General features: G+C 71.8%; 22 protein-coding genes. 13 read left to right on the plus strand and 9 right to left on the minus strand.

Annotation, left to right across the window (positions count from 1 at the left end):
* The first annotated feature begins 44 nt into the window (after positions 1 to 44).
* The 3 genes from ITJ54_RS09720 (at position 45) to pip (ending at position 3,257) form a co-directional block, all read left to right on the plus strand.
* Positions 45 to 767: a CPBP family intramembrane glutamic endopeptidase gene (locus ITJ54_RS09720; RefSeq protein ID WP_194627773.1), complete on the plus strand. Its 723-nt coding sequence runs from the start codon at positions 45 to 47 to the stop codon at positions 765 to 767.
* Between the two features lie 107 nt (positions 768 to 874).
* Positions 875 to 2,167, plus strand: coding sequence for a PP2C family protein-serine/threonine phosphatase (locus ITJ54_RS09725; RefSeq protein ID WP_194627775.1), 1,293 nt, complete (start codon positions 875 to 877; stop codon positions 2,165 to 2,167).
* Positions 2,168 to 2,285: 118 nt separating this feature from the next.
* The gene (gene pip / locus ITJ54_RS09730; protein ID WP_194627777.1) at positions 2,286 to 3,257 is read left to right on the plus strand and encodes a prolyl aminopeptidase; all 972 of its coding nucleotides are present in this window, start codon (positions 2,286 to 2,288) and stop codon (positions 3,255 to 3,257) included.
* 9 nt (positions 3,258 to 3,266) lie between these two features.
* On the opposite strand, the gene ITJ54_RS09735 is transcribed toward pip, so the two are convergent.
* Complete coding sequence (locus ITJ54_RS09735; protein WP_194627779.1) at positions 3,267 to 3,710, minus strand: hypothetical protein; 444 nt, start codon at positions 3,708 to 3,710, stop codon at positions 3,267 to 3,269.
* Positions 3,711 to 3,795: 85 nt separating this feature from the next.
* Here ITJ54_RS09735 and ITJ54_RS09740 point away from each other — a divergent pair, with 85 nt between their 5' ends.
* Positions 3,796 to 4,773: a hypothetical protein gene (locus tag ITJ54_RS09740; protein ID WP_194627781.1), complete on the plus strand. Its 978-nt coding sequence runs from the start codon at positions 3,796 to 3,798 to the stop codon at positions 4,771 to 4,773.
* A gap of 57 nt (positions 4,774 to 4,830) precedes the next feature.
* On the opposite strand, the gene ITJ54_RS09745 is transcribed toward ITJ54_RS09740, so the two are convergent.
* Together ITJ54_RS09745 and ITJ54_RS09750 are read right to left on the minus strand one after the other, a co-directional pair.
* Positions 4,831 to 5,445: a low molecular weight phosphatase family protein gene (locus ITJ54_RS09745; protein ID WP_194627783.1), complete on the minus strand. Its 615-nt coding sequence runs from the start codon at positions 5,443 to 5,445 to the stop codon at positions 4,831 to 4,833.
* The gene (locus ITJ54_RS09750) at positions 5,445 to 6,743 is read right to left on the minus strand and encodes an adenylosuccinate synthase (RefSeq protein ID WP_194627786.1); all 1,299 of its coding nucleotides are present in this window, start codon (positions 6,741 to 6,743) and stop codon (positions 5,445 to 5,447) included. The genes ITJ54_RS09745 and ITJ54_RS09750 overlap by 1 nt, the downstream gene beginning before the upstream one ends.
* Positions 6,744 to 7,122: 379 nt before the next feature.
* On the opposite strand from ITJ54_RS09750, the gene ITJ54_RS09755 reads away from it, so the two are divergent.
* The 3 genes from ITJ54_RS09755 to ITJ54_RS09765 all read left to right on the plus strand — a co-directional run bounded on the left by ITJ54_RS09755 (position 7,123) and on the right by ITJ54_RS09765 (position 9,628).
* The gene (locus ITJ54_RS09755; RefSeq protein ID WP_194627788.1) at positions 7,123 to 8,412 is read left to right on the plus strand and encodes a hypothetical protein; all 1,290 of its coding nucleotides are present in this window, start codon (positions 7,123 to 7,125) and stop codon (positions 8,410 to 8,412) included.
* A gap of 74 nt (positions 8,413 to 8,486) precedes the next feature.
* Positions 8,487 to 9,365, plus strand: coding sequence for a L,D-transpeptidase (locus ITJ54_RS09760; RefSeq protein WP_194627790.1), 879 nt, complete (start codon positions 8,487 to 8,489; stop codon positions 9,363 to 9,365).
* Positions 9,366 to 9,454: 89 nt separating this feature from the next.
* Positions 9,455 to 9,628 (plus strand): antitoxin, encoded by a 174-nt coding sequence (locus tag ITJ54_RS09765; RefSeq protein ID WP_194627792.1) that lies wholly within the window; start codon positions 9,455 to 9,457, stop codon positions 9,626 to 9,628.
* A gap of 73 nt (positions 9,629 to 9,701) precedes the next feature.
* On the opposite strand, the gene ITJ54_RS09770 is transcribed toward ITJ54_RS09765, so the two are convergent.
* Together ITJ54_RS09770 and ITJ54_RS09775 are read right to left on the minus strand one after the other, a co-directional pair.
* Positions 9,702 to 9,872: a hypothetical protein gene (locus ITJ54_RS09770; protein WP_194627794.1), complete on the minus strand. Its 171-nt coding sequence runs from the start codon at positions 9,870 to 9,872 to the stop codon at positions 9,702 to 9,704.
* A gap of 186 nt (positions 9,873 to 10,058) precedes the next feature.
* On the minus strand, positions 10,059 to 13,658 hold the full coding sequence (locus ITJ54_RS09775) for a S8 family peptidase (protein WP_194627796.1): 3,600 nt from the start codon (positions 13,656 to 13,658) through the stop codon (positions 10,059 to 10,061).
* 151 nt (positions 13,659 to 13,809) lie between these two features.
* Between ITJ54_RS09775 and ITJ54_RS09780 the strand changes: the two genes are divergently transcribed.
* From ITJ54_RS09780 to ITJ54_RS18305, 3 genes are read left to right on the plus strand one after another with little or no spacing between them, the layout of a single operon-like run.
* Positions 13,810 to 14,463 carry a TetR/AcrR family transcriptional regulator gene (locus ITJ54_RS09780; RefSeq protein WP_194627799.1) on the plus strand — a complete coding sequence of 218 codons (654 nt, stop codon included), beginning with the start codon at positions 13,810 to 13,812 and terminating at the stop codon, positions 14,461 to 14,463.
* The gene (locus tag ITJ54_RS09785) at positions 14,460 to 15,155 is read left to right on the plus strand and encodes a hypothetical protein (RefSeq protein WP_194627800.1); all 696 of its coding nucleotides are present in this window, start codon (positions 14,460 to 14,462) and stop codon (positions 15,153 to 15,155) included. The genes ITJ54_RS09780 and ITJ54_RS09785 overlap by 4 nt, the downstream gene beginning before the upstream one ends.
* On the plus strand, positions 15,152 to 17,383 hold the full coding sequence (locus tag ITJ54_RS18305) for a YhgE/Pip family protein (RefSeq protein ID WP_194627802.1): 2,232 nt from the start codon (positions 15,152 to 15,154) through the stop codon (positions 17,381 to 17,383). Before ITJ54_RS09785 ends, ITJ54_RS18305 begins: the two co-directional genes overlap by 4 nt.
* 42 nt (positions 17,384 to 17,425) lie before the next feature.
* Here ITJ54_RS18305 and ITJ54_RS09795 read toward each other — a convergent pair whose 3' ends face one another.
* On the minus strand, positions 17,426 to 18,226 hold the full coding sequence (locus ITJ54_RS09795) for an NAD-dependent epimerase/dehydratase family protein (RefSeq protein WP_194627804.1): 801 nt from the start codon (positions 18,224 to 18,226) through the stop codon (positions 17,426 to 17,428).
* A 226-nt stretch (positions 18,227 to 18,452) separates the two neighbouring features.
* Entirely contained in the window at positions 18,453 to 19,904 is a 1,452-nt protein-coding gene (locus ITJ54_RS09800) for a sugar porter family MFS transporter (RefSeq protein ID WP_323741670.1), read from the minus strand.
* A 188-nt stretch (positions 19,905 to 20,092) separates the two neighbouring features.
* Between ITJ54_RS09800 and ITJ54_RS09805 the strand changes: the two genes are divergently transcribed.
* Positions 20,093 to 21,100: a LacI family DNA-binding transcriptional regulator gene (locus ITJ54_RS09805; protein ID WP_228509062.1), complete on the plus strand. Its 1,008-nt coding sequence runs from the start codon at positions 20,093 to 20,095 to the stop codon at positions 21,098 to 21,100.
* Positions 21,101 to 21,166: 66 nt separating this feature from the next.
* Here the strand turns inward: ITJ54_RS09805 and ITJ54_RS09810 are convergent, their stop codons facing one another.
* Positions 21,167 to 21,811 carry a TrmH family RNA methyltransferase gene (locus tag ITJ54_RS09810; protein WP_194627808.1) on the minus strand — a complete coding sequence of 215 codons (645 nt, stop codon included), beginning with the start codon at positions 21,809 to 21,811 and terminating at the stop codon, positions 21,167 to 21,169.
* Positions 21,808 to 22,497, minus strand: coding sequence for a TetR/AcrR family transcriptional regulator C-terminal domain-containing protein (locus ITJ54_RS18310; protein WP_194627810.1), 690 nt, complete (start codon positions 22,495 to 22,497; stop codon positions 21,808 to 21,810). The genes ITJ54_RS09810 and ITJ54_RS18310 overlap by 4 nt, the downstream gene beginning before the upstream one ends.
* Before the next feature lie 95 nt (positions 22,498 to 22,592).
* Between ITJ54_RS18310 and ITJ54_RS09820 the strand changes: the two genes are divergently transcribed.
* A complete protein-coding gene (locus tag ITJ54_RS09820) occupies positions 22,593 to 23,390 on the plus strand; it encodes an HAD-IIA family hydrolase (protein WP_194627812.1) in 798 nt (265 codons plus the stop codon).
* Between the two features lie 4 nt (positions 23,391 to 23,394).
* On the plus strand, positions 23,395 to 24,201 hold the full coding sequence (locus ITJ54_RS09825) for a methyltransferase domain-containing protein (RefSeq protein WP_194627814.1): 807 nt from the start codon (positions 23,395 to 23,397) through the stop codon (positions 24,199 to 24,201).
* Positions 24,202 to 24,576: the final 375 nt, after the last annotated feature.

Raw genomic sequence — 24,576 nt, forward strand, 5'->3', positions numbered from 1 at the left:
GCTGTATTCCGTGATGTGGTCCCAGAGTCCTCTACGGTGTCGCCATGAGCAGCGCCCCTGACCGGACGACCACCGATGTCGAGACCGCCCGCCAGCGTGACCTCTTCACCCTGCTCGTCGCGGTCGGGGTGGCGGTCGTGCTGGCGCGGTTCGTGACCGGCTTCGCGCGGGGCGGCGGCATCCCCGCGCCGGTCCTGCAGGTCCTGGCCGCGGACCTGGCGGTGTGGGTCCCGCTCACCGTCGGCGCCCTGTGGGTGCTGCGCCGAGCCTCCAGGCCGAACGTCATCAGCCGCCTCAGCCTCGGCTGGGGCGACGCCATCGTCGCCGTCGGCATCGTGATCGTGTCCCGCGCCGTGGACGCAGCCATGTCGATCTCGTTCTTCGGCACCTCTGGCCTGCGTCCGGCGCCCACCCTCGGCCAGGTGGACGTGGTCCTGCTCGTCGTGTCCGCGATCGGGGTGTGCGTGGTCAGCCCCGTGCTCGAGGAGGTCGTGTTCCGCGGGCTGTTCCAGCGCCGGCTGGCCGACGCGTTGACGCCGCGCACCCGGTTCCTCGCGGTCTTGCTGACGGCGTTCCTGTTCGCGCTGCTGCACGTCTTGATCAGCAGCCCGGCGTCGTCGCTGGTCGGCTTCGAGGTGTTCACCACCACGTTCCTGCTCGGCCTGCTCACCGGCGCGCTCGTGGCGATGACCGGTCGCATCGGCGGAGCGATCCTGGCGCACGTGCTGTTCAACACGGTCGCGGTCGTCCTCACCTGGCCGCGCTGACCGGCGGCGAGCAGCAAGCAGCCCTCGGCAAGCGGCCGCAACCGGCCCAGACCGGCCCCCGAAGAGGGGCCAACGCCGACACTGACGGTCCCTAGACTTCAGTGAGCATGCCCAACCGCGCCAGCATCTACGACAACCCGCTGGTCCGTCAGGCCCCGATCAGCGCGTTCGTCGCACTCTCCGCGTTGCTCACCGTGGCGCTGCCGGTCCTCGAGATCACGCAGCCCCATGCCTTCCTGGCGAGCTTCGTGGTCACGGCGATCGCGACCCTGGTGGCAGCGACCGCGGCCGGCCTGCCCCGGCTCGTGCTGCTCGGGGCGGTCCTGCCCGCCATCGACTTCATCGCCGTCGCCCTGCTGCGCGCCGGCACCGGCAACGGCTCCTCGGTGTTCACCTCGCTCGTGATCCTGCCGGTCGTGTGGGCGGCGTCACGGCCCGGCCGGTGGAACATCGTCTACGCCGCGGTCGGTGTCGCGGTCGTGATCCTGACGCCGTTCGCGATCAACCCCGCGCAGCCGCCGGCCGGCAGCGAACTCGTCCGCCTGGGGATCACCGTCGTCGTCTTCGGCATGGTCGCCGTCATCGTCCACGAACTGGCACGGAACGCGCGTCGGAGCGTCGCGGCAGCGCGGGGCAACGAGGACGCCGTCCGGGCCGAGATCGACCGGGCCGCGACCGTGCAGCGCTCACTCCTGCCGAGCACCGGCCTGGACGCCGGCCACTCGGTCACGATCGCCGGTGCCTGCCTGCCGGCGAAGACCGTCGGCGGCGACTTCTTCGACTGGTACCCGACCCCCGGCGGCATCGCCTTCAGCCTGGGCGACGTGATGGGCAAGGGCGTCGGAGCCGGCCTCATCGCCGCCGCCGTCCGATCGACGCTGCGCAGCGCCCGCACGGTGGACGACGCGTCCGAGGCGCTCAAGCGTGCGTCCGACGGCCTGGCCGCCGAGACCCTGAGCTCCGAGGTGACCTTCACCACGCTGTTCCACGCCCGTGTCTCCGACGAGGGCGTCCTGCAGTGGGCCGACGCCGGCCACGGCCTCAGCTCGATCATCCGCGCCGACGGCCGGGTGGAGCGGCTGCTGTCGGGCGACCTGCCGCTGGGCCTCGGACTCGAGCTGCTGAACGCGTGGCGCACGACGAGCACCGTCCTCGAGCCGGGCGACGTGCTCGTGACCTTCAGCGACGGCGTGCTCGACCTGTTCGACGACGATGCGGTCGACGCGGTCGCGGCACTCACCCGCGAGCACCGCGACCCGCAGGCCCTGGTGCAGGCGCTGGCCGCGCGAGCGGGCGAGGTCCCGCACGACGACGACGTCACGGTCGTCGTGCTCCGGCGCGAGGCAGCGCAGCTGCCCGCCGTCGCCACCATCGAGGGCGTCGCGTCCCGCGCCGTCTGACCGGCGGACCACCGGACGGGAGGCTCGGCGCCAGCTGGCACCGGGCCTCCCGTCCGTCATCGGGTCGTGCCACGGCGGTACGGTGACGGGGATCCGTGTCGTTCCGAGAGGACCCGCCGTGCGCCAGCTCCACCCACCGCTCGAACCCACCCGCTCCGGCATGCTCGACGTCGGCGACGGACAGCAGGTGTACTGGGAGGAGTGCGGCTCGCCCGACGGCAAGCCGGTCGTGTTCCTGCACGGCGGACCGGGTGCCGGGTGCTCGCCGGACCACCGCCGCCTGTTCGACCCCGCGCGCTACCGGATCGTGCTCTTCGACCAGCGGAACTGCGGCCGCAGCCTGCCGCACGCGGGCGACCCCGCCACGGACCTGTCGGCGAACACGACGTGGACCCTGGTCGACGACATGGAGCGGCTGCGCGAGCACCTGTCGATCGACGCCTGGCAGGTGTTCGGCGGATCGTGGGGCTCCGCGCTCGCCCTGGCCTACGCCGAGACGCACCCGGAGCGGGTGACCGAGCTCGTCCTGCGCGGGATCTTCACGCTGCGGCAGAGCGAGGTCGACTGGTTCTACGAGGGCGGTGCCGCGAACGTGCTGCCCGACCTCTGGGAGGGGTACCTGGCTCCGGTGCCGGAGGACGAGCGGCACCCCGGCGGACTGGTCCGCGCGTTCGAGCGCCTGCTCGCCGACCCGGACCCCGCCGTGCACGGGCCGGCAGCCGTTGCGTGGGCGAGCTGGGAAGCGGCCTCGATCACGCTCCTGCCCCGGCCCGACCTCGTCGCTCGGTACGCCGATCCGACGTACGCGCTGGCATTCGCCCGGATCGAGAACCACTACTTCACGCACGACGGCTGGTTCGAGGACGGCCAGCTGATCCGCGACGCCGCTCGGCTCGAGGGCATCCCGACCGTCATCGTCCAGGGGCGCTACGACCTCTGCACGCCGGCGGTCACGGCGTGGGACCTGCACCGGGCGCTGCCCTCCGCCGAGTTCCGGATGATCGACGACGCCGGGCACGCGTTCGACGAGCCGGGGATCCTCGACGCACTCCTCGAGACGACGGACCGGTTCGCGGGCGCCGCGGGCTGACCGACGCGGTCAGGTGCGGTCGTCGGCGGTCGCCGTCGGGGTCTGCTCGTCGCGGACCCGCTCGACCTCGGCATCGACGGCACGTCGCCGGTGCCGGATGGCCGCCACGAGGAGACCGAGAGCGCCGAGGACCATCATCACCCCGCCGAGCACCGCGCCCGGGACCACGCTGTCCGTGCGGTCGTCGTTGCTCAGACCAACCGCCCCGAGGACCAGCGACAGGCCGACGCCCAGCAGCACCATCGAAGCGGACAGCCACCAGAACACCGGGCGCCGCACGTCGATCCGCCGGCGGTCCGTGAACGAGACCGCGGCGAACACGGCCCAGCCGATCGACGCGGTGGACGTCACGCGGAACCACGGTTCGAGCAAGACCACCGCTGCGATGCACACGACCGCACCCCCGACGGCCCAGAGCCACCAGCCCCTGGTCCCTGTCTGCCGTTCCCTCATGCGCTCACCGTACCGACGGCGGCGGCGAGGGGACGCGCCGACGCGGGACGAGCCTCCAGGCCCGTCCGCGTGGTGGGGTGGTCCCATGACCAGCGCCATCGTGCCGTGGGTGGTCGCCGGGGGGCTCGCCGTCGTGGTGGTCGTCCTGGTGCTCCTCCTGCAGCGCCACCGATCCTCTGCCCGCTCCGCACTCGAGGCCGCCGAGCAGGCCCGCCGCGACGAACTCGCCCGACGTGAGTCGGAGCACCGCGAGGCGACCGCCCGCGTCGAGGCGGACCGCGACCGGCAGGTCGCCGCGGCCGATGCCGAACGGCGTGACGCGCGCACCGAGGCGGAGCAGAGCCGCGCCTTCGCCCGCAAGGGCATGCAGTGGGAAGCCGGGTCGGAGCAGGCGATCCTGCAGGCCTGCCGAGGCGCTGGCGTCAACGGCGTGCTGATGACCAACGTCGTCTTCATGCCCGTCGGCGAGACGGAGTCGGGCTCGTATCGGCAGTTCGTCGCGCAGGCGGACCACGTGCTCGTCTCGGAGTCCGGCCGCGGGCTGGTCATCGAGAGCAAGCGCTGGGGCGGCATCGTGTTCGACGGCCGCAAGCCGAGCGCGGTGCACCCGGCGTTCCGCTCCCTGGTCGACGAGTCGTCGCTCGTGCCGCCGTTCGCCGTGCAGGTGCAGAGCCGGAAGGTCCTCAACCACGAGGAGGAGGCCGAGAACTGGTGGCGCGTCCGGGTGCAGGCGAAGGGGGCATCACCCGCGCAGCAGGTCCGGACCCAGGCCCGGCGGCTCGCGAAGTTCGTCGACGAGCACACCGGCACCGCCCGCACGTGGTTCGACACGTGCGTCTACTACTCGTCGCCGTCGGCCACCGCGTTCGTGCAGTCCGAGGACCGCAGCGGCACCGTCACGACCCGCGTGGTGACGAACGACCACGAGCTGCAGTCCGCGCTGGCGGCGTGGGCGGCGAAGGACTCGGTGCCGAACCGTGCCCGGGCGGACGCCGTCGTCCGGGTCCTCGCCGGGCAGGGTGCGCACGCGGTCACGGTCGGGTCGTACCGGCTGCCCGAGTGACGGCGTCGCCGACGGGGTGGCCGGGCCACGTCGGCGACGCGGCCCGGCTCGGCTCGGCTAGCTGACCGCCCGGAGCGCGTCCGCGATCGTCGCCAGGGCGGAGTCGATCTCGTCGGCGACCCGCTCGTGGGTGGCCTCGGAGCGGCGGTAGGGGTCGTCCACGTCGTCGTCGGCGGGATCGGCGGGCGGCGGCACGACCCCACGGAGCCGGGCGACCCGGTCGACGAGGTCCTGCGGGGAGTGCACGTCCGCCAGGTCGCCGGGTTCCAGCCCGTCGAGCACCCGGGCGAACTGCTTGATCGTGAACGTCCGACGCGAGGCCCGCGGCGCGAGCGTCACGACGGCCGCGCGGTGCGAGCGCTCGGCCGTGAGCACGAGGTCCGCACCCTCCACGATCCCGGCGGTCAGGTACCGGGAGCGGTGGGCCGACGGGTCGCCACCGAGCCGACGGGACTGCGCCGCGGCGGTGTCGTCCATCGCGGCACCGTCGTCAGCGATGGTCCCAGCGGACTCGACGACGAAGCCGGACGCAGCACCGGAGCCGGACGCAGCCCCGGACCCGGACGCGGCCCCGACCGCAGCCGGTGCGCCGGATGCCAGCCGGGCCTCCAGGACCTGCGCGCCGAGCGGCGACCGACAGATGTTGCCGCTGCAGACGAACAGGACGCGCATCAGGCCCCGCGCTCGCCGAGCAGGTCGTGCCGGACGACGATCGCGTCACGGCCGGGGCCGACACCGATCGCGGAGATCCGCGCGCCGGACATGGCCTCGACCGCGAGGACGTAGTCCTGCGCGTTCTTCGGCAGGTCCTCGAACTCGCGGACACCGGTGATGTCCTCGGTCCACCCCGGGAAGTCCTGGTACACGGGCTTGGCGTGGTGGAAGTCCGACTGCGAGACCGGGACCTCGTCGACCCGCTGGCCGTCGACCTCGTAGGCGACGCACACGGGGATGGTCTCGAGGCCGGTCAGGACGTCGAGCTTGGTGAGCACGAAGTCGGTCACGCCGTTGATGCGTGCCGTGTAGCGGGCGATCGGGGCGTCGTACCAGCCACAGCGGCGCGGGCGACCGGTGGTGGTGCCGAACTCGAAGCCGTTGGCGCGCAGGAACTCCCCCGACTCGTCGAACAGCTCGGTCGGGAACGGTCCGGCGCCGACGCGGGTCGTGTACGCCTTGACGATGCCGATGATGCGCTCGAGCTTGCCCGGGCCGATGCCCGAACCGGTCGCGGCGCCGCCAGCCGTCGCGGACGAGGACGTCACGAACGGGTAGGTGCCGTGGTCGACGTCGAGCATGGTGGCCTGGCCGGCCTCGAACAGGACGGTCTCGCCGCGCTCGAGCGCCCGGTGGATCTCGAGGGCCGTGTCCGCGACCATCGGGCGCAGGCGGTCGGCGAAGGACAGCAGCGACTCGACGACCTCTTCGGCGTCGATCGCACGGCGGTTGAAGACCTTCACCAGCAGGTGGTTCTTCTGGTCGAGCGCTGCCTCGACCTTCTGCCGCAGGATGTTCTCGTCGAAGATGTCCTGGATCCGGATGCCGACGCGGTTGATCTTGTCCGCGTAGGTCGGGCCGATGCCGCGGCCGGTGGTGCCGATCTGACGCTTGCCGAGGAAGCGTTCGGTCACCTTGTCGATGGTGCGGTGGTAGTGCGTGATGACGTGCGCGTTCGCGGAGACGCGGAGCTTCGACACGTCGACACCGCGGGCCTTGAGGGCGTCGAGCTCCTGGAACAGGACCTCGAGGTCGACGACGACGCCGTTGCCGATGACCGGGGTGACGCCGGGCGTGAGGATGCCGGAGGGCAGCAGGTGCAGCGCGTACTTCTCGCCGCCGACGACGACCGTGTGGCCGGCGTTGTTGCCGCCGTTGAACTTCACGACGTAGTCGATGCGGCTGCCGAGGAGGTCGGTGGCCTTCCCCTTGCCCTCGTCGCCCCACTGGGCGCCGATGATGACTGCTGCGGGCATCTGGTTCTCCTCACGTTGGCGGAGGACCTCACACGGCGTCGGGCCGGTGGTCCACCCGAGTCTATCGGACGTCCATCTCCGCGTCACCGGGACGACCGACGGACCCGGGGCGCTCCGCGGACCGACGGCAGTCCGCGAACCGCACCACGCCGGAGCACGCTGACCCCTGTGGCCCCCAGAACGGGGGACAATCCGTTCCGAGTCGGAACGATCCCGCGGTTTCGTCGTAGTGTTCGATCGGTGTCGTTCAACTGACGATGCCTCGGGGTTTCCCGCCCCAACTTCCCGGTGCCTCATCCGTGCGGCATCGACCGGTGGTCACCCGAGCACCGGAGCCCGATCGCCGTGCCATGTGCAGCACGGAGAGAGCAGTTCATCGATGAACAAGTCCTTCTGGACCAAGAAGGCCCTGGCCCTGCCGGTCTGCGCCGCGATCGTCCTCGGCGGCGTCGCCATCGGCACCGTTCCCGCCATGGCCGACCCGGCCGACCTCAAGGTCACCAGCCAGACCGTCACCGGCGGCGTCCTGACCCTCAAGGGCCTCGGCACCCCCGGCGAGAACGTGATCCTGCAGAAGGGCTTCCCGGCGGAGCGCTTCCCGATCGCCGCCGACGGCACCTGGACGATCACCTACACGCTCCCCGACACCGCGGCGCACACCTACGAGCTCGACCAGCAGAACGGTCTGAACTCCGACGGCAGCACCACGATCACCGTCGCCGCGCAGGTCGCCTTCGCCATCACGAGCCACACGGTCTCCGGCCGCACGATCACGGCGTCCGGCACCGGCACCCCCGGCAACACGGTGCAGATCGACCCGCAGTCGGCCCCGATCGCCCGCACCCGCATCGACGGCAACGGCAACTGGTCCTTCACGTACGAGATCCCCGCGAGCGCCGGCACCAGCACGGTGACGTACAACGTGCTCGAGGAGAACAACAACTTCCAGGTCCAGGCGCAGGGCAGCTTCACCGCCGCCGCCGAGGCAGCGACCCCGGCCGCGCAGTTCTCGCTGACCACCCCGAAGAACGGCACGACCGTCGGGTCGCGCACCGTCACCTTCACGGGCACCGGCACCCCCGGCGACCTGGTCAACACCCTGAACGCCGCGGGCGACCGCGTCGCGCCGCAGGTGCTCGTCGCGGCCGACGGCTCATGGACCACCACGGGCACCTTCGCCGACGACGCGCCCGTCGTGCAGAACCTGTCCGTCAACCAGGTCGGTGGCGGCCAGGGCCAGGGCACCGTGTCCTTCACGATCACCCTGCCGGCAGCGGAGACCGCCCCGGTCGCCACGCCCCTGACGCTGGTCACCCCGACCGACGGCTCCAAGGTCGCGTCGCGCACCGTGACCTACTCGGGCAAGGGCACCCCCGGTGACGCGATCGCCGTGGTCAGCTCCGCCGGTGACGTCGTCGCCCCGGCCACCATCGTGGCGGCGGACGGCTCGTGGACCACCACGGGCACGTTCTCCGACTCGGCGGCGACCACGCAGGACCTGACGGTCGGAGAGGTCGACGCCGACCTCACCGTCGTCGACTCGATCGACTTCTCGATCATCCTGCCCGCCGTCGCGACCGGCACCACGCCGGGTACCGGCACCGGCACCGGCACCGCGCCGGTCACCGGCACCCGTCCGGCCGGCACCCTCCCGGTCGTCGCAGGCTAGTCACACCAGATCCGCAGACGGGGGCACGACCATCGGTCGTGCCCCCGTTCGCGTTCCATCGAAGGAACCACCGCATGCCCCGCACCCGCACCGTCCGGGTGGCGAGCACCACGCTCGCCGCCGCGCTCCTGCTCACCCTCGGGCTGACCGCCTGCACCGCGCAGGACACCACGACGAGCACGAAGCCGACGACGACCCGGAGCGCGACGCCGACGGCGGACCCGTACCGAGCACCGAGCGCGGCGGTCGTCTCGACTCTGCCCGAGGCGGCGTACAACGCCGTCATCGGCGGACTGCTCCCCTACTACGACGCCAAGATCCCGAAGACCGCGGACGAGTCCTACACGATCGCCGCCGACGCGCCGCTCTACGGCGACGACCGCACGAAGCCGGTCGCGCGGCTCGCGGCGAAGAACTTCCTGGGTGACCCCACGGTGGTCGTCCCCGTCCAGGTGTCCGGCGCGTGGGCGATGGTGATGACGCCGGCACGCCAGGCGCTCCCGTCAGCCGTGAAGTCCGGCGCCGCAGCGCAGAGTGCCGCGTGGGTCCGCCGTGACCTGCTGACGAAGAAGACCTCGCTGCAGGACCACGTCGTGATCTCGGTCGGCAAGCAGACCGTCGCGATCGTGGGGTCGGACGGCAAGACCGTCAAGGAGTTCCCGGCCGGTGTCGGTGCGGGCGGCACCCCGACCCCGACGGGCGTGATCGGGTACATCCAGGCCCGCTACCTCGACCCGGCGCAGAACCAGACGGTGCACCCCATCCAGCTGACGACGCTGCACTCGTCGGCGGCCGACGAACCGTACGGCGGCAACGACGGCGGTCTGATCGGCGTGCACTACGAGTCCGTCGCCCGCGGTGCGGTGTCGCACGGGTGCGTCCGACTCGACGGTGCCGCCGTCGACGCGGTCAACGCCCTGCCCCTCGGCACGGTCGTGCAGATCGTCGCCTAGCGATCGGCCCCGTCGCCCGACGCTGGACCCACTCTCGGCATCCGACGAGCAGCGTTGGCCTCCCAGACCCACGACGACAAGGAGCACCAATGAGTGACCTCGGTGACAAGGCGAAGGACTTCCTGGACAGCGACAAGGGCGAGAAGGCGACGGACGCCGGTCTCGACAAGGCCTCGGACGCGGCCGACAAGGCCACCGGTGGTGGCCACGGCGACCAGATCGACAAGGCGGCGGACGCCGCCGACGGCAAGATCGGTCACTGACCGGCACGACGAACGACGGGAGGCTCCCCACCAGCTGGTGGGGAGCCTCCCGTCTGTGCTCGTGGTTCCTGGATCAGCCGCGGAAGAAGTCGGCGTAGCTGGGGTCGCCCACCGGCTGGTTGTGGCCCGGCTGCGCGAGGCGCTCCTCGACCATCGCCTGGATGACGTCCGGCGGGGTGAGCCCACGGCGGCGCCACTCGAGGGGGTTCTGACGGAGCTGCATCAGGGGGTTCGTCGCTGCCATGGCTCCACCGTGGCACCGTGTCGCTAGTTTGTCTAACTACCTGTCCGAGAGCCGCACTCAGAGGTCCCCCGGGGCGGTCCGGGTGCGTTCACGGGACAGGGACGCGATCGAGGGAGCAGCAATCGTCGGGCCCGGGGGTGCGACCCGACGATTCCTGCTCCCTCGATGTGGAGCGAGCGTTTGGTGCTAGCGCTTGGCCACCACTGCGGTCTGGGCGGAGGTCGCCGAGCCGTTCTGGTAGCCCTTCGCCGACGCGGTCACCCGGACCTGGAAGCGGTGTCCCGCGTCCGAGGAACCGAGCTTGTACGTCTTCTCGTCGGCACCCTCGACGGCGACGCCGTCACGGAGCCACTGGAAGGCGTACGTGACACCGCGGGCGTTCCAGTCGCCGGGCTTGGCGGTCAGCTTCTTGCCGACCGTCGGTGTGCCCGACACGGTCACCGCGCTGCCCTCGCGGAGCGCCAGGACCGGTGCCGCGACCGAGGTCGACAGCACGTCCGCCTGGTCGCCGACCGCGTTGTGCAGGTGCAGCAGGAGGACCCGGGGGGTCGTCGTGCTGTCAGCGGCACGGGTCACCTGGAGCGCACCGGTGTCGGAGAACAGCACGCCGGCAGTCCCGCCCTGGGCGAACGCGAGCCCGGGTGCGGACGGGTCGAACGTGGCCGTCGAGGTCTCGTCGACCACCGCCGAACCGCTCGTCGCCTGGGCCGGTGCGTACGCCGACTCGGTGAGCACCGAGTAGTCGAACGCTCCGGTGACGCCGATGGCCTGCTGCGAGACCGTCAGCACCTTCACCGCGCTGTCGAACGTGTTGACGTCCTGCCCGGGCGCCCCGCCGTTCAGCGGCTGCGCGTCGAGCGTCTTCCCCGTGGCGAGGTCGATCGTCGTCGCGAGGGTGGCGTCCACCGCCGCCGACTTGGCGTCGTACAGCAGGTAGTCCGGCGTGCCGTCGCGGTTCGCGTCGATGAGCACCTCGACGTTGGTCACGGCGCCGGGGTTGGCGTCGGGACCGGCCGTCTGCACGCCGAACGCGAGCGTGCCGTCAGCCGCACTCGCACCGAACGTGCGCACGTCGGCCGCCTGCAGCGACTGCTTCGCCGAGCCGTCCGGGAACGACTCCTGCGGGTCGGTGCCGCCGAGGACGAACGGGGCCACGAGGGCACCGTTGACTCCGCGACCGGCCAGCTCGAGGTCGGCCGTCGACGATGCCGCAGCGAAGGTGACGTCCGAACCGTGCACCGCGCTGACCGCCTTCGGGGCTGCGTAGGTCGCCAGGCGCAGCGGGTTGTACCGCTTCTCCGTCGGCGTGAACGTCACGAGACCGGTGGCCGCGGCGACGAACTCCCGCTGGTAGCCCTGCTCGACCGACTCCTGGGTGGGGTCGATCGTGCGGGACAACTTCGTCGGGTCGGCGATCGTCATCGTCAGGGTGACGGTGGCGGTGCCGTGCGGGACGACCGTGACGCGCGGCTTGTCGACCGAGAACGCGACGCCGCCCTGGGCGACGCGGGACTCGTAGGCCACGTCGTACGTGTGGGGTCGGCCGTCGGTGTTCCGGATCTGCAGGGTGCGCTTCTCGGTGGTCGGCGAGGCGACCTCGACGACGCCGAACGACGCCGTGACGAGCTGGTCGTTCTCGACGCTCCGCACCGTGGTGCCGGCGGTGACCGCCTGGAGCGCGTCGACGCGGCCGGTGCCCTGTCGGAGCAGCGTGGCGGTGCCGTCACCGTCGCGGACGTCGTGCGTCGCCGTGTTCATCAGTGTCGCCTTGACGTCGGGAGCCGACCACGTCGGGTGGGACTCGAACGTGAGCGCGGCGATGCCCGCCACGTCCGGCGTCGCCATCGAGGTGCCGCTCATCGACATGCGGCCGTCACCGGTGCCGTTGGCCGCGGAGATCACGTTGACCCCGGGGCCGGCGATGTCCGGCTTGACGATGTCGTCGAACGAACCGTGGACACCACGGCTGGTGAACTGCGCGAGCGTGTTCACCGCGTCGGCGTCGGTCGCGAGCTGGAAGCCCTTGAGCTCGTCGGCGAACTGCACGTGCAGGGTCCCGGCCTGGGCAGCGGCCTGGAGGCTCGCCGCGCTGTCCTTGGTCAGTTCGGCACCCGGGATGGTCGTGTTCCCCGCGATGCCGCTGTCGAAGGTGTTGATCGTCCCGGCGAGCAGGACGCCGACACCGCCGGCGGCCTGGACGTTGTTGAACCGGACACCGGAACCGCACTCGAGGGCGCCGTCCGTCCACTTCAGCCAGACGACCTTGCCCGTGACGGCTGCGGCGTCCGCGGCACTGAACGCGGCACACCCGTCGATGTTCGTGGTCGGGACGACGACGTCGCCCTCGACCGGCAGCGTGCCCTGGTAGTTCTGCGAGTACTGCGCGGCGTAGGTCTTCGCGACGTCCGCCGGGGCGGTCGCGCGGACACCGTCGAACAGGCTCTGGCCGGTGGCGCTCGCGGCGACCGTGAGGGCGCCCTCCGCGTTGCCCGGCGAGCCGCCGATGTCGGTGAAGTCGTCGGCGTTGCCCGAGGCGATCACGGGCAGGACACCGCGGGCGGTGAGCGCGTCGATCTTCGCGTTGTCGGGGTCGTCCGGTGCGCCGTAGTCGGAGCCGAGCGACAGGTTGAGGACGTTGATGTCCTTGCCCTCGGTGAGCGCCTGGCCCACCCAGTCGAGCGCGGCGCCCGTGACGTCGGTCGAACCGCCGGCGTCACCGAAGACCTTGAGGGCGTAGAGGCCGGCCTCGGGCGCGGTGCCCGGACCGATCCACATGTCCTGGACCTTCTGCGCGGTCAGCTTCTTGTAGCTGCCCGTGAAGGTCGCCTTGTCGGCGGTCAGGCCGTAGCCGGCGATGGTGCCGGAGACGTGCGTGCCGTGATCGCCGCCCTTGCCGTCGATGGGGTTCTCGTCCGGCGCCGGGGTCGGGTCGTACGCGGGGCTCGACGGGTCGGCGTTGTACGTGGGGCCGGCGAAGTCGTGGCCGCCGAGGAACTTGTCGGCGTCGAACCAGCTGGGGTCCGGCGCACTCGTGCTCGCCAGTGCCGCGTCGTAGGCAGCCGCCGTGCCGGGGCCACCGAAGTCGGCCTGCGTGTAGTCGAGGCCGGTGTCGAGCACGGCGACGTTGACGCCCTTGCCCGTGTGGCCGGTCTGCTGCCAAGCGTCGAGCGAGCGCGTGTAGATGTCGCTCGCCGCGTTCTTCGGGGCGACGCCGTCGACGCCGGGCTCGACCGCGTCGGGGTCGACGCCGCTCGGGGTGGAGCCGGCGGCCTCGGTGCTGGTCGGGTCGACGATCTTCTTCGGCGTCAGCGGGATGACGCTGGCGACGTCGGACCGCTCGGCGATCTCCTTGAGCGCCGAGACGTCCGCGACGACGGCGACACCGGGGACGGTGTACTCGGTCGCGTAGAGCTCGGTCGCGTCACCGTCGGCCTGCTTGACCGCGGCGCGGACCTTCGCGACCGTCGAGGTCACCGCGGACAGCCGCTGCTTGGCTGCCGTCGACGGGGTCTTCGAGCGGGTGAGGTCACCGCCCTTGGCCTTGGCGTCGACCGCCAGGACGCCCTCGCCGGTGGTCCGGACGAAGGCGGCGACGGTCTTCTGGGGCTTCGCGTCCCGCAGCGGTGCCGCGAGCTTGAGGTCGGCGACCGACAGGCCGGTGGGCGCGGCCGAGGCCGTCCCGCCGAGGGCCAGGCCGCCGCACGTCAGCGCGCCGGCCGCGACGAGCGCGACCGTGATCCTGCTGATGCTGCGGCGTCTCGGGTCTGGTGAAGTGGGTGGGCGCACGTGTTGCTCCGTCCGGTGAGCTGGGGGAATGCCTCTGAAGCTATGTGGCTCCTCTCAGGGCAGGGAGTCGGCACTTTGGGGGACGGCACCCGAACGGGGCACATGAATCCGTTAAGTTGCACAGGTGTGTGCAGGTTATTAGGCTGGGGACATGACCGGATCCGAGACACCCCTGCGGGCTCCGCGCCGCGACGCCACCGAGAACCGGGCAGCCCTGATCGAGGCCGCGAAGACAGCACTGCAGCGGGATCCGGACGCCTCGCTCGAGACGATCGCGGCCGACGCCGGGCTCTCCCGACGTGCCGTGTACGGGCACTTCCCCTCGCGTGACGACCTCGTCCGAGCCGTCGTGACCGCGGGCGCGGCGCGGATCCTCGCCGCCATGCCGACCACGACCGACCTCGGGGAACTCCCGCCCGCAGCGCGCATCGCGGCCATCGCCGTCACCCTCTGGTCCGAGGTCTCCCACGTCCGGTCGATGGCGCGCATCGCCGTGCGGGACCCGTTCGGCGCCTCCGTCGCCGAGGTCTTCGCGCCGCTGCGGACCCAGGTGCGCGAAGCGTGCGCACTCGGCATCGCCGACGGTTCGATGCGCTCGGACGTCGACGCCGCCACGCTCGGACGCCTGGTCGAGGGCGCGTGCATCGCGGTGCTCGACGAGGCCACCCGCTCCGGCACGTCCGACGAGGACGGCCGCCGCATGGTGGTCGTCTCGGCCCTCGGCATGGCGGGCATCGACTGGCGCACCGCGATGCTCACCGAACCCGTCAGCTCCGTCAGCTCCGTCTCCGAGGAGTCAGCATGACCACCATCGAGATCGACCGCGCCGGCATCGGCGACGAGCCGGGCGCACCGCTCCCCGTCGTCTCCGCCGTCGCCGGCCCGCACCGCCCGGGCATCCTGGCCGTCGAGACCGAGCAGGCCCCGGTGCTCGCCTCGCTCGTCGCCGGCGGGCGGATGCAGCCGGACACCGGTCGGGTGCTGGTCGACGGACACGAGGACGCCGCTGCGCTCCGCCGCGTCGTGGCCCTCGTCGACACCCCGGGGATCGCCGAGCCCTTCCCGGTGATGACGCTCCGCCGCATCGTGCGCGAGGAGCTGGCGTTCGCCGGACGGCGCCCCTCCCGAGAGCACGTCGACACCGTGCTCGACGAGCTCGGCATGTCCGCGTACGCCGACACCCACGTGCAGCGGGTGCCCACCGACGTGCGGGTCCGGCTCCTCGCCGAGCTCGCCCTGCTCCGCGAGGACGTGACCGCCCTGGTCATCACGTCGCCCGAGCGCCACGGTGGCGTCGTGGCCGACTGGTTCGCCGTCGTCCGTGACGTCGCAGCGCGCGGCGTCACCGTCGTGCTCGTCACCTCGAAGGCGGCAGCCGAGACGGCAGCGCAGCTCCTGGCGACCATCCCCGTGCCGGCCGACCCGAGCCTCCCGTCCGATCCTGTTCCCGACCCCGACGCAACCGCAGCAACCGCTCCCCTGGAGACCAGCTCGTGACCACCACCTCGCTCGTCCGCGCCGAACTCGCGCGACTCACCGCGACCCCGCTCGCACGCCTGGCGTTCATCGCGCTCATGGTCGTGCCGCTGCTGTACGGCGGTGCCTACCTCTGGGCCAACCGCGACCCCTACGCCAAGCTCGACCAGGTCCCGGCGGCGATCGTGGACCAGGACGCCGGCGCCACGCTCGACGGCCACACCGTGGACTACGGCAAGGACGTCGCGAAGCGTGCGATCGACGGCGACGCGTTCAAGTGGGAGCGGGCCACGGCGGCCGAAGCGCGCTCCGGCGTGCGGAACGGCACCTACGACTTCGTGGTGACGATCCCGCACGACTTCTCCGAGTCGCTCGTCTCGGCGCAGTCCGACGACCCGAAGCGGGCACGCCTCGTGATGACGACGGCCGACACGAACTCCTACCTCGCCTCGACGATCGCGGAGCAGGCCGGCAAGACCATGCGCACCGCGGTGGCCGAGCAGGTCGGGAAAGAAGCCGCCAAGACCCTGCTGGTCGGGCTCGCCGACGTGCGGGACAGCCTCGGCGACGCCGTCGACGGTGCGGGCACGCTCGCGTCCGGTGCAGCGTCCGCGTCGAACGGTGCGGACCAGCTGGCGTCGGGCACGAGTGCGCTCCGGGACGGCGCGGCACAGCTCGCGACGGGTACGAAGGCGCTGCCGGCACAGACCACGAAGCTGAACGACGGTGCGCAGCAGGTCGCGACCGGGGCGGCGTCGCTGTCCTCGGGGCTGTCGACGCTGCAGGAGCAGACGGCGACCCTGCCCGCGCAGACGAGCCAGCTGAACGAAGGTGCCGACCAGCTGCAGTCCGGGCTGCACCAGCTGCGGGACCAGACGGCGACCCTGCCCTCGCAGTCCGCCACGCTCGCGCAGGGCGCGTCCCGCGTCGCGGACGGCAACGCGCGACTCGCTGACGAGGCCGCGCCGTTCATCACCGGTGTGCAGCAGCTCGCTGCGGACTCCCCTGCCTTGGCGGCGCAACTGAAGCCCGTCGTCGAGGCCTCGGCGCTCCCCGCTGACCAGAAGACGGCACTGCTCGCGACGCTCGACCAGCTCGCCGCGTCGGGGCAGCAGCTCGGGACGGGAGCGGCGGCGCTCTCCGGCAACCTCGGCGCGCTGAAGACCGGCAGCGCGCAGGTGGCGGCCGGGGCGTCGGAGCTCGCGACCAAGGCACCGGGCCTGACCTCGGGCGCGAAGCGGCTCTCCGACGGCTCGGACGCCCTGGCCGCCGGCACCGGCAAGCTCGCCGCCGCGGCACCCGCCCTGTCGAACGGCATCGGGACCGCCGCCTCGGGTGCGTCCACGCTGTCGAGCGGCGCCGCGCAGGTCGCCTCGGGAACGTCGACGTTGGCCGCCTCCGCGCCGACCCTGACGAACGGGGCGCAGTCGCTCGCGACCGGGACCGCCACGGCGGACGACGGCGCGCAGAAGCTCGACACCGGGCTGCACTCGCTCAAGGACGGCTCGTCGAAGCTGGCTGACTCGCTCGACCAGGGGCGGACGAAGATCCCCGCGTCGACGGCGTCCCAGCGTGAGTCGCAGGCGTCGGTCATCTCCGACCCGGTGCGGGTGGGCGACGACAACGTGGCTGCGGCCGACAACTACGGCGCCGGCCTGGCCCCGTTCTTCATCTCGCTCGCGGCGTGGATCGGCATGTACGCGCTGTTCCTCATCCTGCGACCGATCTCGAAGCGCGCGATCACCGCGGTGAAGAAGCCCGTGCAGATCGTCCTCGGCGGGTGGCTGACGCCCGTGGTGCTCGGCGTCGTGCAGATGGTGGCGCTGTTCTTCATCGTGCGGTTCGCGCTCGACCTCGGCGTGCAGTGGCCCGCGGCGACGATCGGCGTGATGGTGTTGGCCTCGGCGACGTTCGCGGCGATCCTGATGGCGCTCAACGTGCTGCTCGGGTCCGTCGGGCAGTTCCTCGGCCTCGTCCTCATGCTCGTGCAGCTCGTCACGGCCGGCGGGACCTTCCCGTGGCAGACCCTGCCGGGGCCGTTGGCAGCGCTGCACTTCGCTCTGCCGATGTCGTACTCCGTCGACGCCCTGCGCCAGACGATGTACGGCGGGTCGACGGGTGCGGTGTGGTCGGACGCGGGCGTCCTGCTGTGCTGGATGCTCGGCGCGCTGCTGGTCACCTTCGTGGTGGCTGCTCGCCAGGGTCGCTCCCGCACGCTCCGCGATCTGCGCCCGAGCCTGATCGGGTAGCGGGGCCCGGTGCCCGGTGCCCGGGCGGGCCGCGCGCTCTCGTCAGGAACGGGGGCGGCCGAGGGCGTCGACGGCCATGGACCCACCGAGCCAGCGAGTGTCCTCGTCGGGGAGCGCGTCGACTTCGTCGGCGGTGAGGACGGTGCGCGCGTCGTCGACGGGGTGGAAGCCGATCACCTCACCCGCGGCGAAGTCGGCCGGGGACCCGCTGTTCCGCGACAGCGCCCACACGACGTGGTGGCCCGGCTCGGTGAGGTCGACCGTCGTGCGCACCAGCCGCGCGAGGTCGTCGGCCGAGGTCCACATCAGCAGTGCCCGGCGCGACGAGGGTCGTTCCCCGAAGGCGCCGATCCGCGCGGAGACGATCGACATGCCGTAGCGGTCGGCGAACAGGCTGCCGAGCAGCTCCATGCCGGCCTTCGTGACGCCGTAGTAGCAGTCCGGGCGCGGCAGCCGGTCACCGGGGACGCTCCCCGCGGGGACGTCCTCCGCGACCCGACCGACCGCGTGGATGGAGCTCGCCTGCACCACCCGGAGCACGCCGTTCTCCGCCGCGCGTTCCAGGACGTTCTTCGTCCCCGTGAGGTTCGCGGTGACGAGGGCGTCCCAGTCGTCCTCGGACGGGATGCCCGCCAGGTGGACCACCGTGTCCACACCGACGAGCGCGTTCTCCAGGGCGTCGAGGTCGTTGACCGACCCGAGCACCAGCCGCTCCCCCGCGACGACCGGGTCGTCGGGCGTCCGTTCGTCGAGCAGCACGAGGTCGTGTCCGGCGGCACGGAGCCGGGGGCGCAGGGCCGTCCCGATCCGCCCGGCCGCACCGGTGATGAGCAGCGTCGCCATGCCGCGGAGGCTACGCGGACCTCCCGAGCAGCGCCGCCAGGAGCTCCAGGTGCGCCAGGTGCGCCAGGTGCGCCAGGTGCGCCAGGGCCGAGCGTCGTCCCGGAGCGGTCCTCGCCCCGCGCGATGACGGATCTGGTTCACGGAACTCGGGGCGAGAGAACCAGATCCGTCACCGACGCAGACGAACTCCGTCGCTCCGCAGCCACCGCGGAGATCGCATCCGCGCCTACCCGTGCGCCTTCTGCGTGTAGATCGCGCCCGTGGAGAAGTCCTCCTCGAGCTGCTCCAGCGAGCGGCCGTTCGTCTCCGGCACCTTCGTGATCGCGAAGACCAGTGCCAGGGCGTTCAGCACCGCGAAGATGAAGAACGTCGTGGAGATGCCCGTTGCGCTCACCACGATCGGGAACAGCGTCGACACCGCGAAGTTCGTCAGCCAGAGGATGAGCACCGTGAGCCCCATGCCCACGCCGCGGAGCTTGAGCGGGAAGATCTCGGAGAGCATCAGCCAGACGAGGGGTCCGATCGTGCCCTGCATCGTGCCGACGAAGCAGATGACGAACACGAGCACGACGACTGCACGCAGTGTGCCCTCGGGCAGGACGAGTGACGACAGCCCGATCAGCAGGTGGAACACCGTCGTGCCGGTGAACCCGAAGATCAGCATCGAGCGACGCCCGAAGCGGTTGATGACGCGCAGGGCCACGACCATCGCGAGCACGGCGATGATGCCCGACCCGACGTTGGCGATCAGGGCCGTCGAGCCGGAGAAGCCGGACTCGGTGAGCACCTGCGTGCCGTAGTACATGATCGAGTTGATGCCGGTGAGCTGCTGCGCGACGGCCAGCCCGATCCCGATGAACAGGATCTTCCGGAGCCACGGCGCCGCCAGCAGGTCGCTGATGCGGGCGCGCTTGGCTTCGGCCTCCTGTGCCGCGAGCTCCTCGACCTCGGCCATCTCGGCCTCGGCCCGGTCGGCTGCGCGTATCTGCTTCAGCACGGCGAGTGCGTCCTCGCGCCGGCCCTTGCCGAGCAGCCACCGCGGGCTCTCGGGGACGGTGAACATCCCGATGAACAGGGCGATCGCCGGCAGCACCGCGACGGAGAGCATGTAGCGCCAGACGTTGCCGTCCTCGCTCCAGATCGTGCCGATGACCGCGTTGATCGCGAAGGCCGCGAGCTGCCCGGCGACGATCATCAGCTCGTTGCGGCTGACCAGCCCACCGCGGTTCTCGGTGGGGGCGAGCTCGGCGAGGAACACCGGCACCGTGACCGACGCTCCGCCGACCGCGACGCCGAGGAACAGCCGCGACACCATGAGGAACTCCCACGACGGCGCGAGCACACAGGCCACCGCGGCGAAGAAGAACAGCACGGCCAGGGTGTTGATCGTGGGCTTGCGGCCCCAGGCGTCGGAGATGCGTCCGATGAAGAACGCCCCGATCGCCGCGCCGATCAGGATGGACGAGGTCATGAAGCCCTCGGCCGTGGCGTTCGGCACGAAGCCCGAGTCGAGCATCGGCTGCAGGGCACCGTTGATGACGCCGGTGTCGTACCCGAAGAGCAGCCCGCCGAAGGTCGCGATGACGGCGACGACGCCGAGTCGCTTGGTGTGCGGGCCGTTCACGAGCGGGGGCAGTGCCCCCGTGCTGGATGCTGGGCCGGTCTGCGCGGTTGCCACTTGTCCTCCGTTGGTCAAGGAAACGGTCTCACGTCGGGCAGCAGTGCTGCGCCGCCGCGGGCTCATGTCATGACAATAAGACCAACTCGCCGAAAAGGAAAACCCCCGATCAGCGTTGGAGCGCGCCATCGGCAACGGGACGACCCAGGAGGCACCGCTACGATCGAACCACCCGAGCCGAGAGGTCGATGATGACTGTGGGAGACGCCAGACCAGCGACGATCTACGACGTCGCCGCCCGAGCAGGGGTGTCGAAGTCGCTCGTCTCCCTCGTGCTGCAGCGGTCCCCACGAGTGAGCGACCAGCGTCGAGCGGCCGTGCTCCAGGCGATCCAGGAGCTCGACTACCGCCCCTCCACCGCGGCCGTCTCGCTCGCGGGCACCCGCAGCCGGACCATCGGCGTCGTGCTCGACGACTTCCGCAACCAGTGGTTCGTCGACCTGCTGACCGGGCTCCGCGAGTCCCTGCAGGACCAGGGCCACCGCCTCGTCGTCGCCGACCGCTTCCTCAACACCGGACTCGACGCCTCACCCGTCGAGGGCTTCCTCTCGATGCGCGTCGAGGGCATCGTCATCGCCGGCGAACCCGACACCGACCTCGCCGTCCCCGCGTCCACCCCGATCGTCATCGCCGGCGGCCGTGCGGCGATCCCCCGCGCCGACACCGTCGCGAACGACGACCGCGCCGGCGGTCGGATGGCCGCCGAGCACCTGCTCGGCCTCGGCCACACCACGCTCGGCTTCGTCGGCGCGCGGTCAGCAGCCGCCGTCGAGCGGCGGGCCGGGTTCGAGGCCGGGGTCGCGGACGGCCGCACCGGCGCGACGGTCGCCACCACGATCCTCCCGGAGGAGCTGACCGAGGACGCCGGCATGCGCGCCGCCCGCGCGCTCTTCGACGAGCACCCCGACGTCACCGCGGTCTTCGCGGCCAACGACGTGATGGCGCTCGGCGCCATGTCGGAGCTGGCCGCTCGCGGCCTGCGCGTGCCCGAGGACGTCTCGGTCATCGGCTACGACGACACCCCGATCGCCGCGACGCGCTTCGTCGGCCTGACGAGCATCGACGACCGCAGTGTCGAGATCGGCCGCGGGGCCGGCGAGCGCCTGCTCGCCCGGATCGCTGACCCGGGCCTGGTCGCCACCGAGGTCCTCGTCGAACCCCACCTGGTCGCGCGCCGCACGACCGCCCCGCGCTGACCCACCCCCGGCCTGGAGGCTCGGCTGCGGCCCGCCCCGCCGGCTCCGGCATCCGACGTGGCCGGGTCAGGGCGTCGCGTGCCGGACGATCCAGGTGTGCATGACGATCGCGGCGGCGGCCGAGGCGTTGATGCTCCGCGTCGAGCCGAACTGGGCGATCTCGAGGTGCCCGTCCGCGCCGGCGACGGCCTCGTCGGTCAGCCCGGGGCCCTCCTGCCCGAACAGGAACACGCAGCGCTCCGGCACCTCGGCGGTCTCGATCCGATCCGCGCCCGGGGTGTTGTCGATCGCGATCACGGGGCGGCCCTCGGCGCGCATGGCCTCGAGGAACGCGGCCACGTCCGGGTGGTTCCGCACGTGCTGGTACCGGTCGGTGACCATCGCGCCGCGGCGGTTCCAGCGACGGCGCCCGATGATGTGCACGGTGCCGGCCAGGAACGCGTTGGCGCTCCGCACGATCGACCCGATGTTCAGGTCGTGCTGCCAGTTCTCGATCGCCACGTCGAACCCGTGCCGGCGGGTGTCGAGGTCGGCGACGATGGCCTCCATCGACCAGTACCGGTAGGCGTCGACGACGTTGCGGGTGTCGCCGAGCCGCAGCAGCTCGGGGTCGAGTCGGGGGTCGTCCGGCCAGGGCTCCGGGTGCGGTCCGACCCCGTGCGTGGTGCGCTCGTGCGAGGGCTCGGGCGCTGGCGCGGGCTGGTCGGTCACGACTCCGAGGGTACGGCGGCCGGGGAGCCCACGGCGGCCACGCGGGCCTCGATGCCCGCGAGCAGGATGTCGAGCCCGAGCGCGAAGCGGTCGTCGTACGAGTGCTCGCCGAGGATCTCCCCCACGAGCTGCTGCCGCTCCGGGCGCCCGGCCTCGGAGTCGCCGCGCCCGACCTGGACGCCCGCGTGGCCCACCACGAAGTCGTAGACGACGAAGAACGTGTACATCGCCTCGGCGTCGGGCAGCCCCGCGGCACGCAGCGCCTCCACCACGGTGGCGAGGACGACGTCTGACTCGCTCGACACCAGCGGCGCCCGGCGACTGTGGGACTCGAGCACGAGCGGGTGTGTGGTCATCAGCTCGCGGAAGGTCACGGCGAAGGTCCGCACGACGTCCTGCCACGCGTCCGGCCACACGAACGTGGCGGTGAACTCGTCCACGGTGCGGCGGACGAGCTCGGCGTGCAGGTCGTCGAGGCCGCCGATCGTCCGGTGGACGGTCATCGGGGCGACGCCGAGTCGGAGCCCGAGCGCGCGGAAGGACAGGCGGTCGAGGCCGTCCTCGTTCGCGATGGCGGTCGCGGCGTCGACCACCTGTTCGCGGCTCAGGACGTTCGGGCGCCCGCGACGACGCGGCTGGGTCGCGGGACCGGGGGACGTGGCCGTGGCGGTCGGGTCGACGAGCACGAGCTCCTCCTCGGATCGGGACTGTCCGGAAGACCCTAGCGAGGTCGGTCTCGACGCACCTGAGCGTGGCAGGGACGGCCAGTAGGGTGAGCCCCATGGCATCCCGCGACGAAGTCGAGTGCTGGCTGACGGACATGGACGGCGTGCTCGTGCACGAGAACCACGCACTGCCAGGAGCACCCGAGCTGATCCAGCAGTGGCTCGACGAGGGCACCGAGTTCCTGGTGCTCACGAACAACTCGATCTTCACCCCGCGCGACCTCAGCGCCCGGCTCCGCTGGTCCGGCATCGACGTGCCCGAGGACCGCATCTGGACCTCCGCCCTCGCGACGGCCGACTTCTGCAAGTCCCAGATGCCCGGCGGCTCCGCGTTCGTGATCGGCGAGGCCGGCATGACCACCGCCCTGCACGAGGCCGGCTTCATCATGACCGAGACCTCCCCCGACTACGTCGTCGTCGGCGAGACGCGGAACTACTCGTTCGAGGCGATCACCAAGGCCGTCCGGCTGATCCGCGACGGTGCCCGCTTCATCGTCACCAACCCCGACGCGACGGGCCCGAGCGCCGAGGGCGTCCTGCCGGCCACCGGGGCCATCGCCGCGATGATCGAGAAGGCCACCGGCAAGCAGCCCTACGTCGTCGGCAAGCCGAACCCGATGATGTTCCGCTCGGCGATGAACCGCATCGGCGCCCACTCGGAGAACACCGGCATGATCGGCGACCGGATGGACACCGACGTGCAGGCCGGCATCGAGGCCGGGCTGCACACCGTGCTCGTCATGACCGGCATCAGCGACCAGGCCGAGATCGACCGCTACCCGTTCCGCCCGAGCGAGGTCATCTCCGGCGTCCACGAGCTCGTCCGCGCGGAGCCCATCGAAGTCGAGATGTAGGACGGTGCGCTGGGACCCAGCCCGCTACGCGGCCTTCACCGACGAGCGGTCACGGCCGTTCCACGACCTGGTCGCCCGCATCAGTGGTCCCTTCCAGGACGGCCAGGAGGCTCCCCGTCGCGTCGTCGACCTGGGCTGCGGTCCCGGGGCCCTCACGGCCACCCTCGCCGACCGCTGGCCGACGGCCCAGGTCGTCGGGGTCGACTCCTCGGCGGAGATGCTGGCGGACGCGGCACCGCTGGCCGATGACCACTCCCGGCTGTCGTTCGAGCTCGGCGCCATCGAGGACTGGACACCCGGCCCCGAGGACGACGTCGTCGTGACGAACGCGGCGCTGCAGTGGGTCCCGTCCCACACCACGATCCTGCCGCAGTGGCTGGAGGCGATGCCCGACGGCGCCTGGTTCGCGATGCAGGTGCCCGGCAACTTCGACTCCCCCTCGCACGCGCTCATGCGGGCCGTGGCTTCCGAGGGCCCGTGGGCGTCGGCGCTCGACGGCGTGCTGCGTGCCGACCCGGTCCTCGACGGTGCCAGCTACCTCGACCTGTTCGAGTCGGCCGGCTTCGCGACGGTGGCGTGGGAGACCACGTACCTGCAGCTGCTGTCGGGCGAGGACCCGGTGCTCGCCTGGGTCCGGGGCACGGGACTCCGACCGGCCCTCGCCGCGCTCGACACCGCCGACCCCGAGGGCGGGCTGACCGCCGCGTTCGAGGACGCCTACGCCGCCCGACTCCGGCAGGCGTACCCGAGCGGCCCCCACGGCACGGTCTACCCGTTCCGCCGCGTGTTCGCCGTCGGCCGCAAGCGCTGACCGGACGCCCCTCGGCCTCCTGAGCGGTTTCCTCCCGGCGCGATGACGGATCTGGTTCACGGAACGCGGGCCGAGACCACCAGATCCGTCACCGCCGAGAACGAAGACCGTCCCGCGTCGACGACGCCGACGGCGCTGCGGAGGGGACGGGGACAGCCATGGCAACGGCAACGGCGGAACCCACCCGTTTCCTCCCGGCGCGATGACGGATCTGGTTCACGGAACGCGGGCCGAGACCACCAGATCCGTCACCGCCGAGAACGAAATCCGTCCCGCGGCGCCGACGGCGACGGCGACGGGGACGGGGACGGGGACGGGGACGGGGACGGCGGAACCCACCCGTTTCCTTCCGGCGCGATGACGGATCTGGTTCAC

This window comes from Curtobacterium sp. VKM Ac-2865, assembly GCF_015350905.1.
Lineage (GTDB): Bacteria > Actinomycetota > Actinomycetes > Actinomycetales > Microbacteriaceae > Curtobacterium.

What these genes read in the sequence shown, in the direction of transcription:
- ITJ54_RS09765 (WP_194627792.1), top strand. Translation starts at nt 9,455, where the DNA reads ATGAGTGACCTCGGTGACAAGGCGAAGGACTTCCTGGACAGCGACAAG.
- ITJ54_RS09760 (WP_194627790.1), top strand. Translation starts at nt 8,487, where the DNA reads ATGCCCCGCACCCGCACCGTCCGGGTGGCGAGCACCACGCTCGCCGCC.
- ITJ54_RS09780 (WP_194627799.1), top strand. Translation starts at nt 13,810, where the DNA reads ATGACCGGATCCGAGACACCCCTGCGGGCTCCGCGCCGCGACGCCACC.
- ITJ54_RS09745 (WP_194627783.1), bottom strand. Translation starts at nt 5,445, where the DNA reads ATGCGCGTCCTGTTCGTCTGCAGCGGCAACATCTGTCGGTCGCCGCTC.
- ITJ54_RS09820 (WP_194627812.1), top strand. Translation starts at nt 22,593, where the DNA reads ATGGCATCCCGCGACGAAGTCGAGTGCTGGCTGACGGACATGGACGGC.
- ITJ54_RS09755 (WP_194627788.1), top strand. Translation starts at nt 7,123, where the DNA reads ATGAACAAGTCCTTCTGGACCAAGAAGGCCCTGGCCCTGCCGGTCTGC.
- ITJ54_RS09785 (WP_194627800.1), top strand. Translation starts at nt 14,460, where the DNA reads ATGACCACCATCGAGATCGACCGCGCCGGCATCGGCGACGAGCCGGGC.
- ITJ54_RS09720 (WP_194627773.1), top strand. Translation starts at nt 45, where the DNA reads ATGAGCAGCGCCCCTGACCGGACGACCACCGATGTCGAGACCGCCCGC.
- ITJ54_RS09795 (WP_194627804.1), bottom strand. Translation starts at nt 18,226, where the DNA reads ATGGCGACGCTGCTCATCACCGGTGCGGCCGGGCGGATCGGGACGGCC.
- ITJ54_RS09805 (WP_228509062.1), top strand. Translation starts at nt 20,093, where the DNA reads ATGATGACTGTGGGAGACGCCAGACCAGCGACGATCTACGACGTCGCC.
- ITJ54_RS09750 (WP_194627786.1), bottom strand. Translation starts at nt 6,743, where the DNA reads ATGCCCGCAGCAGTCATCATCGGCGCCCAGTGGGGCGACGAGGGCAAG.
- ITJ54_RS09740 (WP_194627781.1), top strand. Translation starts at nt 3,796, where the DNA reads ATGACCAGCGCCATCGTGCCGTGGGTGGTCGCCGGGGGGCTCGCCGTC.
- ITJ54_RS09735 (WP_194627779.1), bottom strand. Translation starts at nt 3,710, where the DNA reads ATGAGGGAACGGCAGACAGGGACCAGGGGCTGGTGGCTCTGGGCCGTC.
- ITJ54_RS09725 (WP_194627775.1), top strand. Translation starts at nt 875, where the DNA reads ATGCCCAACCGCGCCAGCATCTACGACAACCCGCTGGTCCGTCAGGCC.
- ITJ54_RS09770 (WP_194627794.1), bottom strand. Translation starts at nt 9,872, where the DNA reads ATGGCAGCGACGAACCCCCTGATGCAGCTCCGTCAGAACCCCCTCGAG.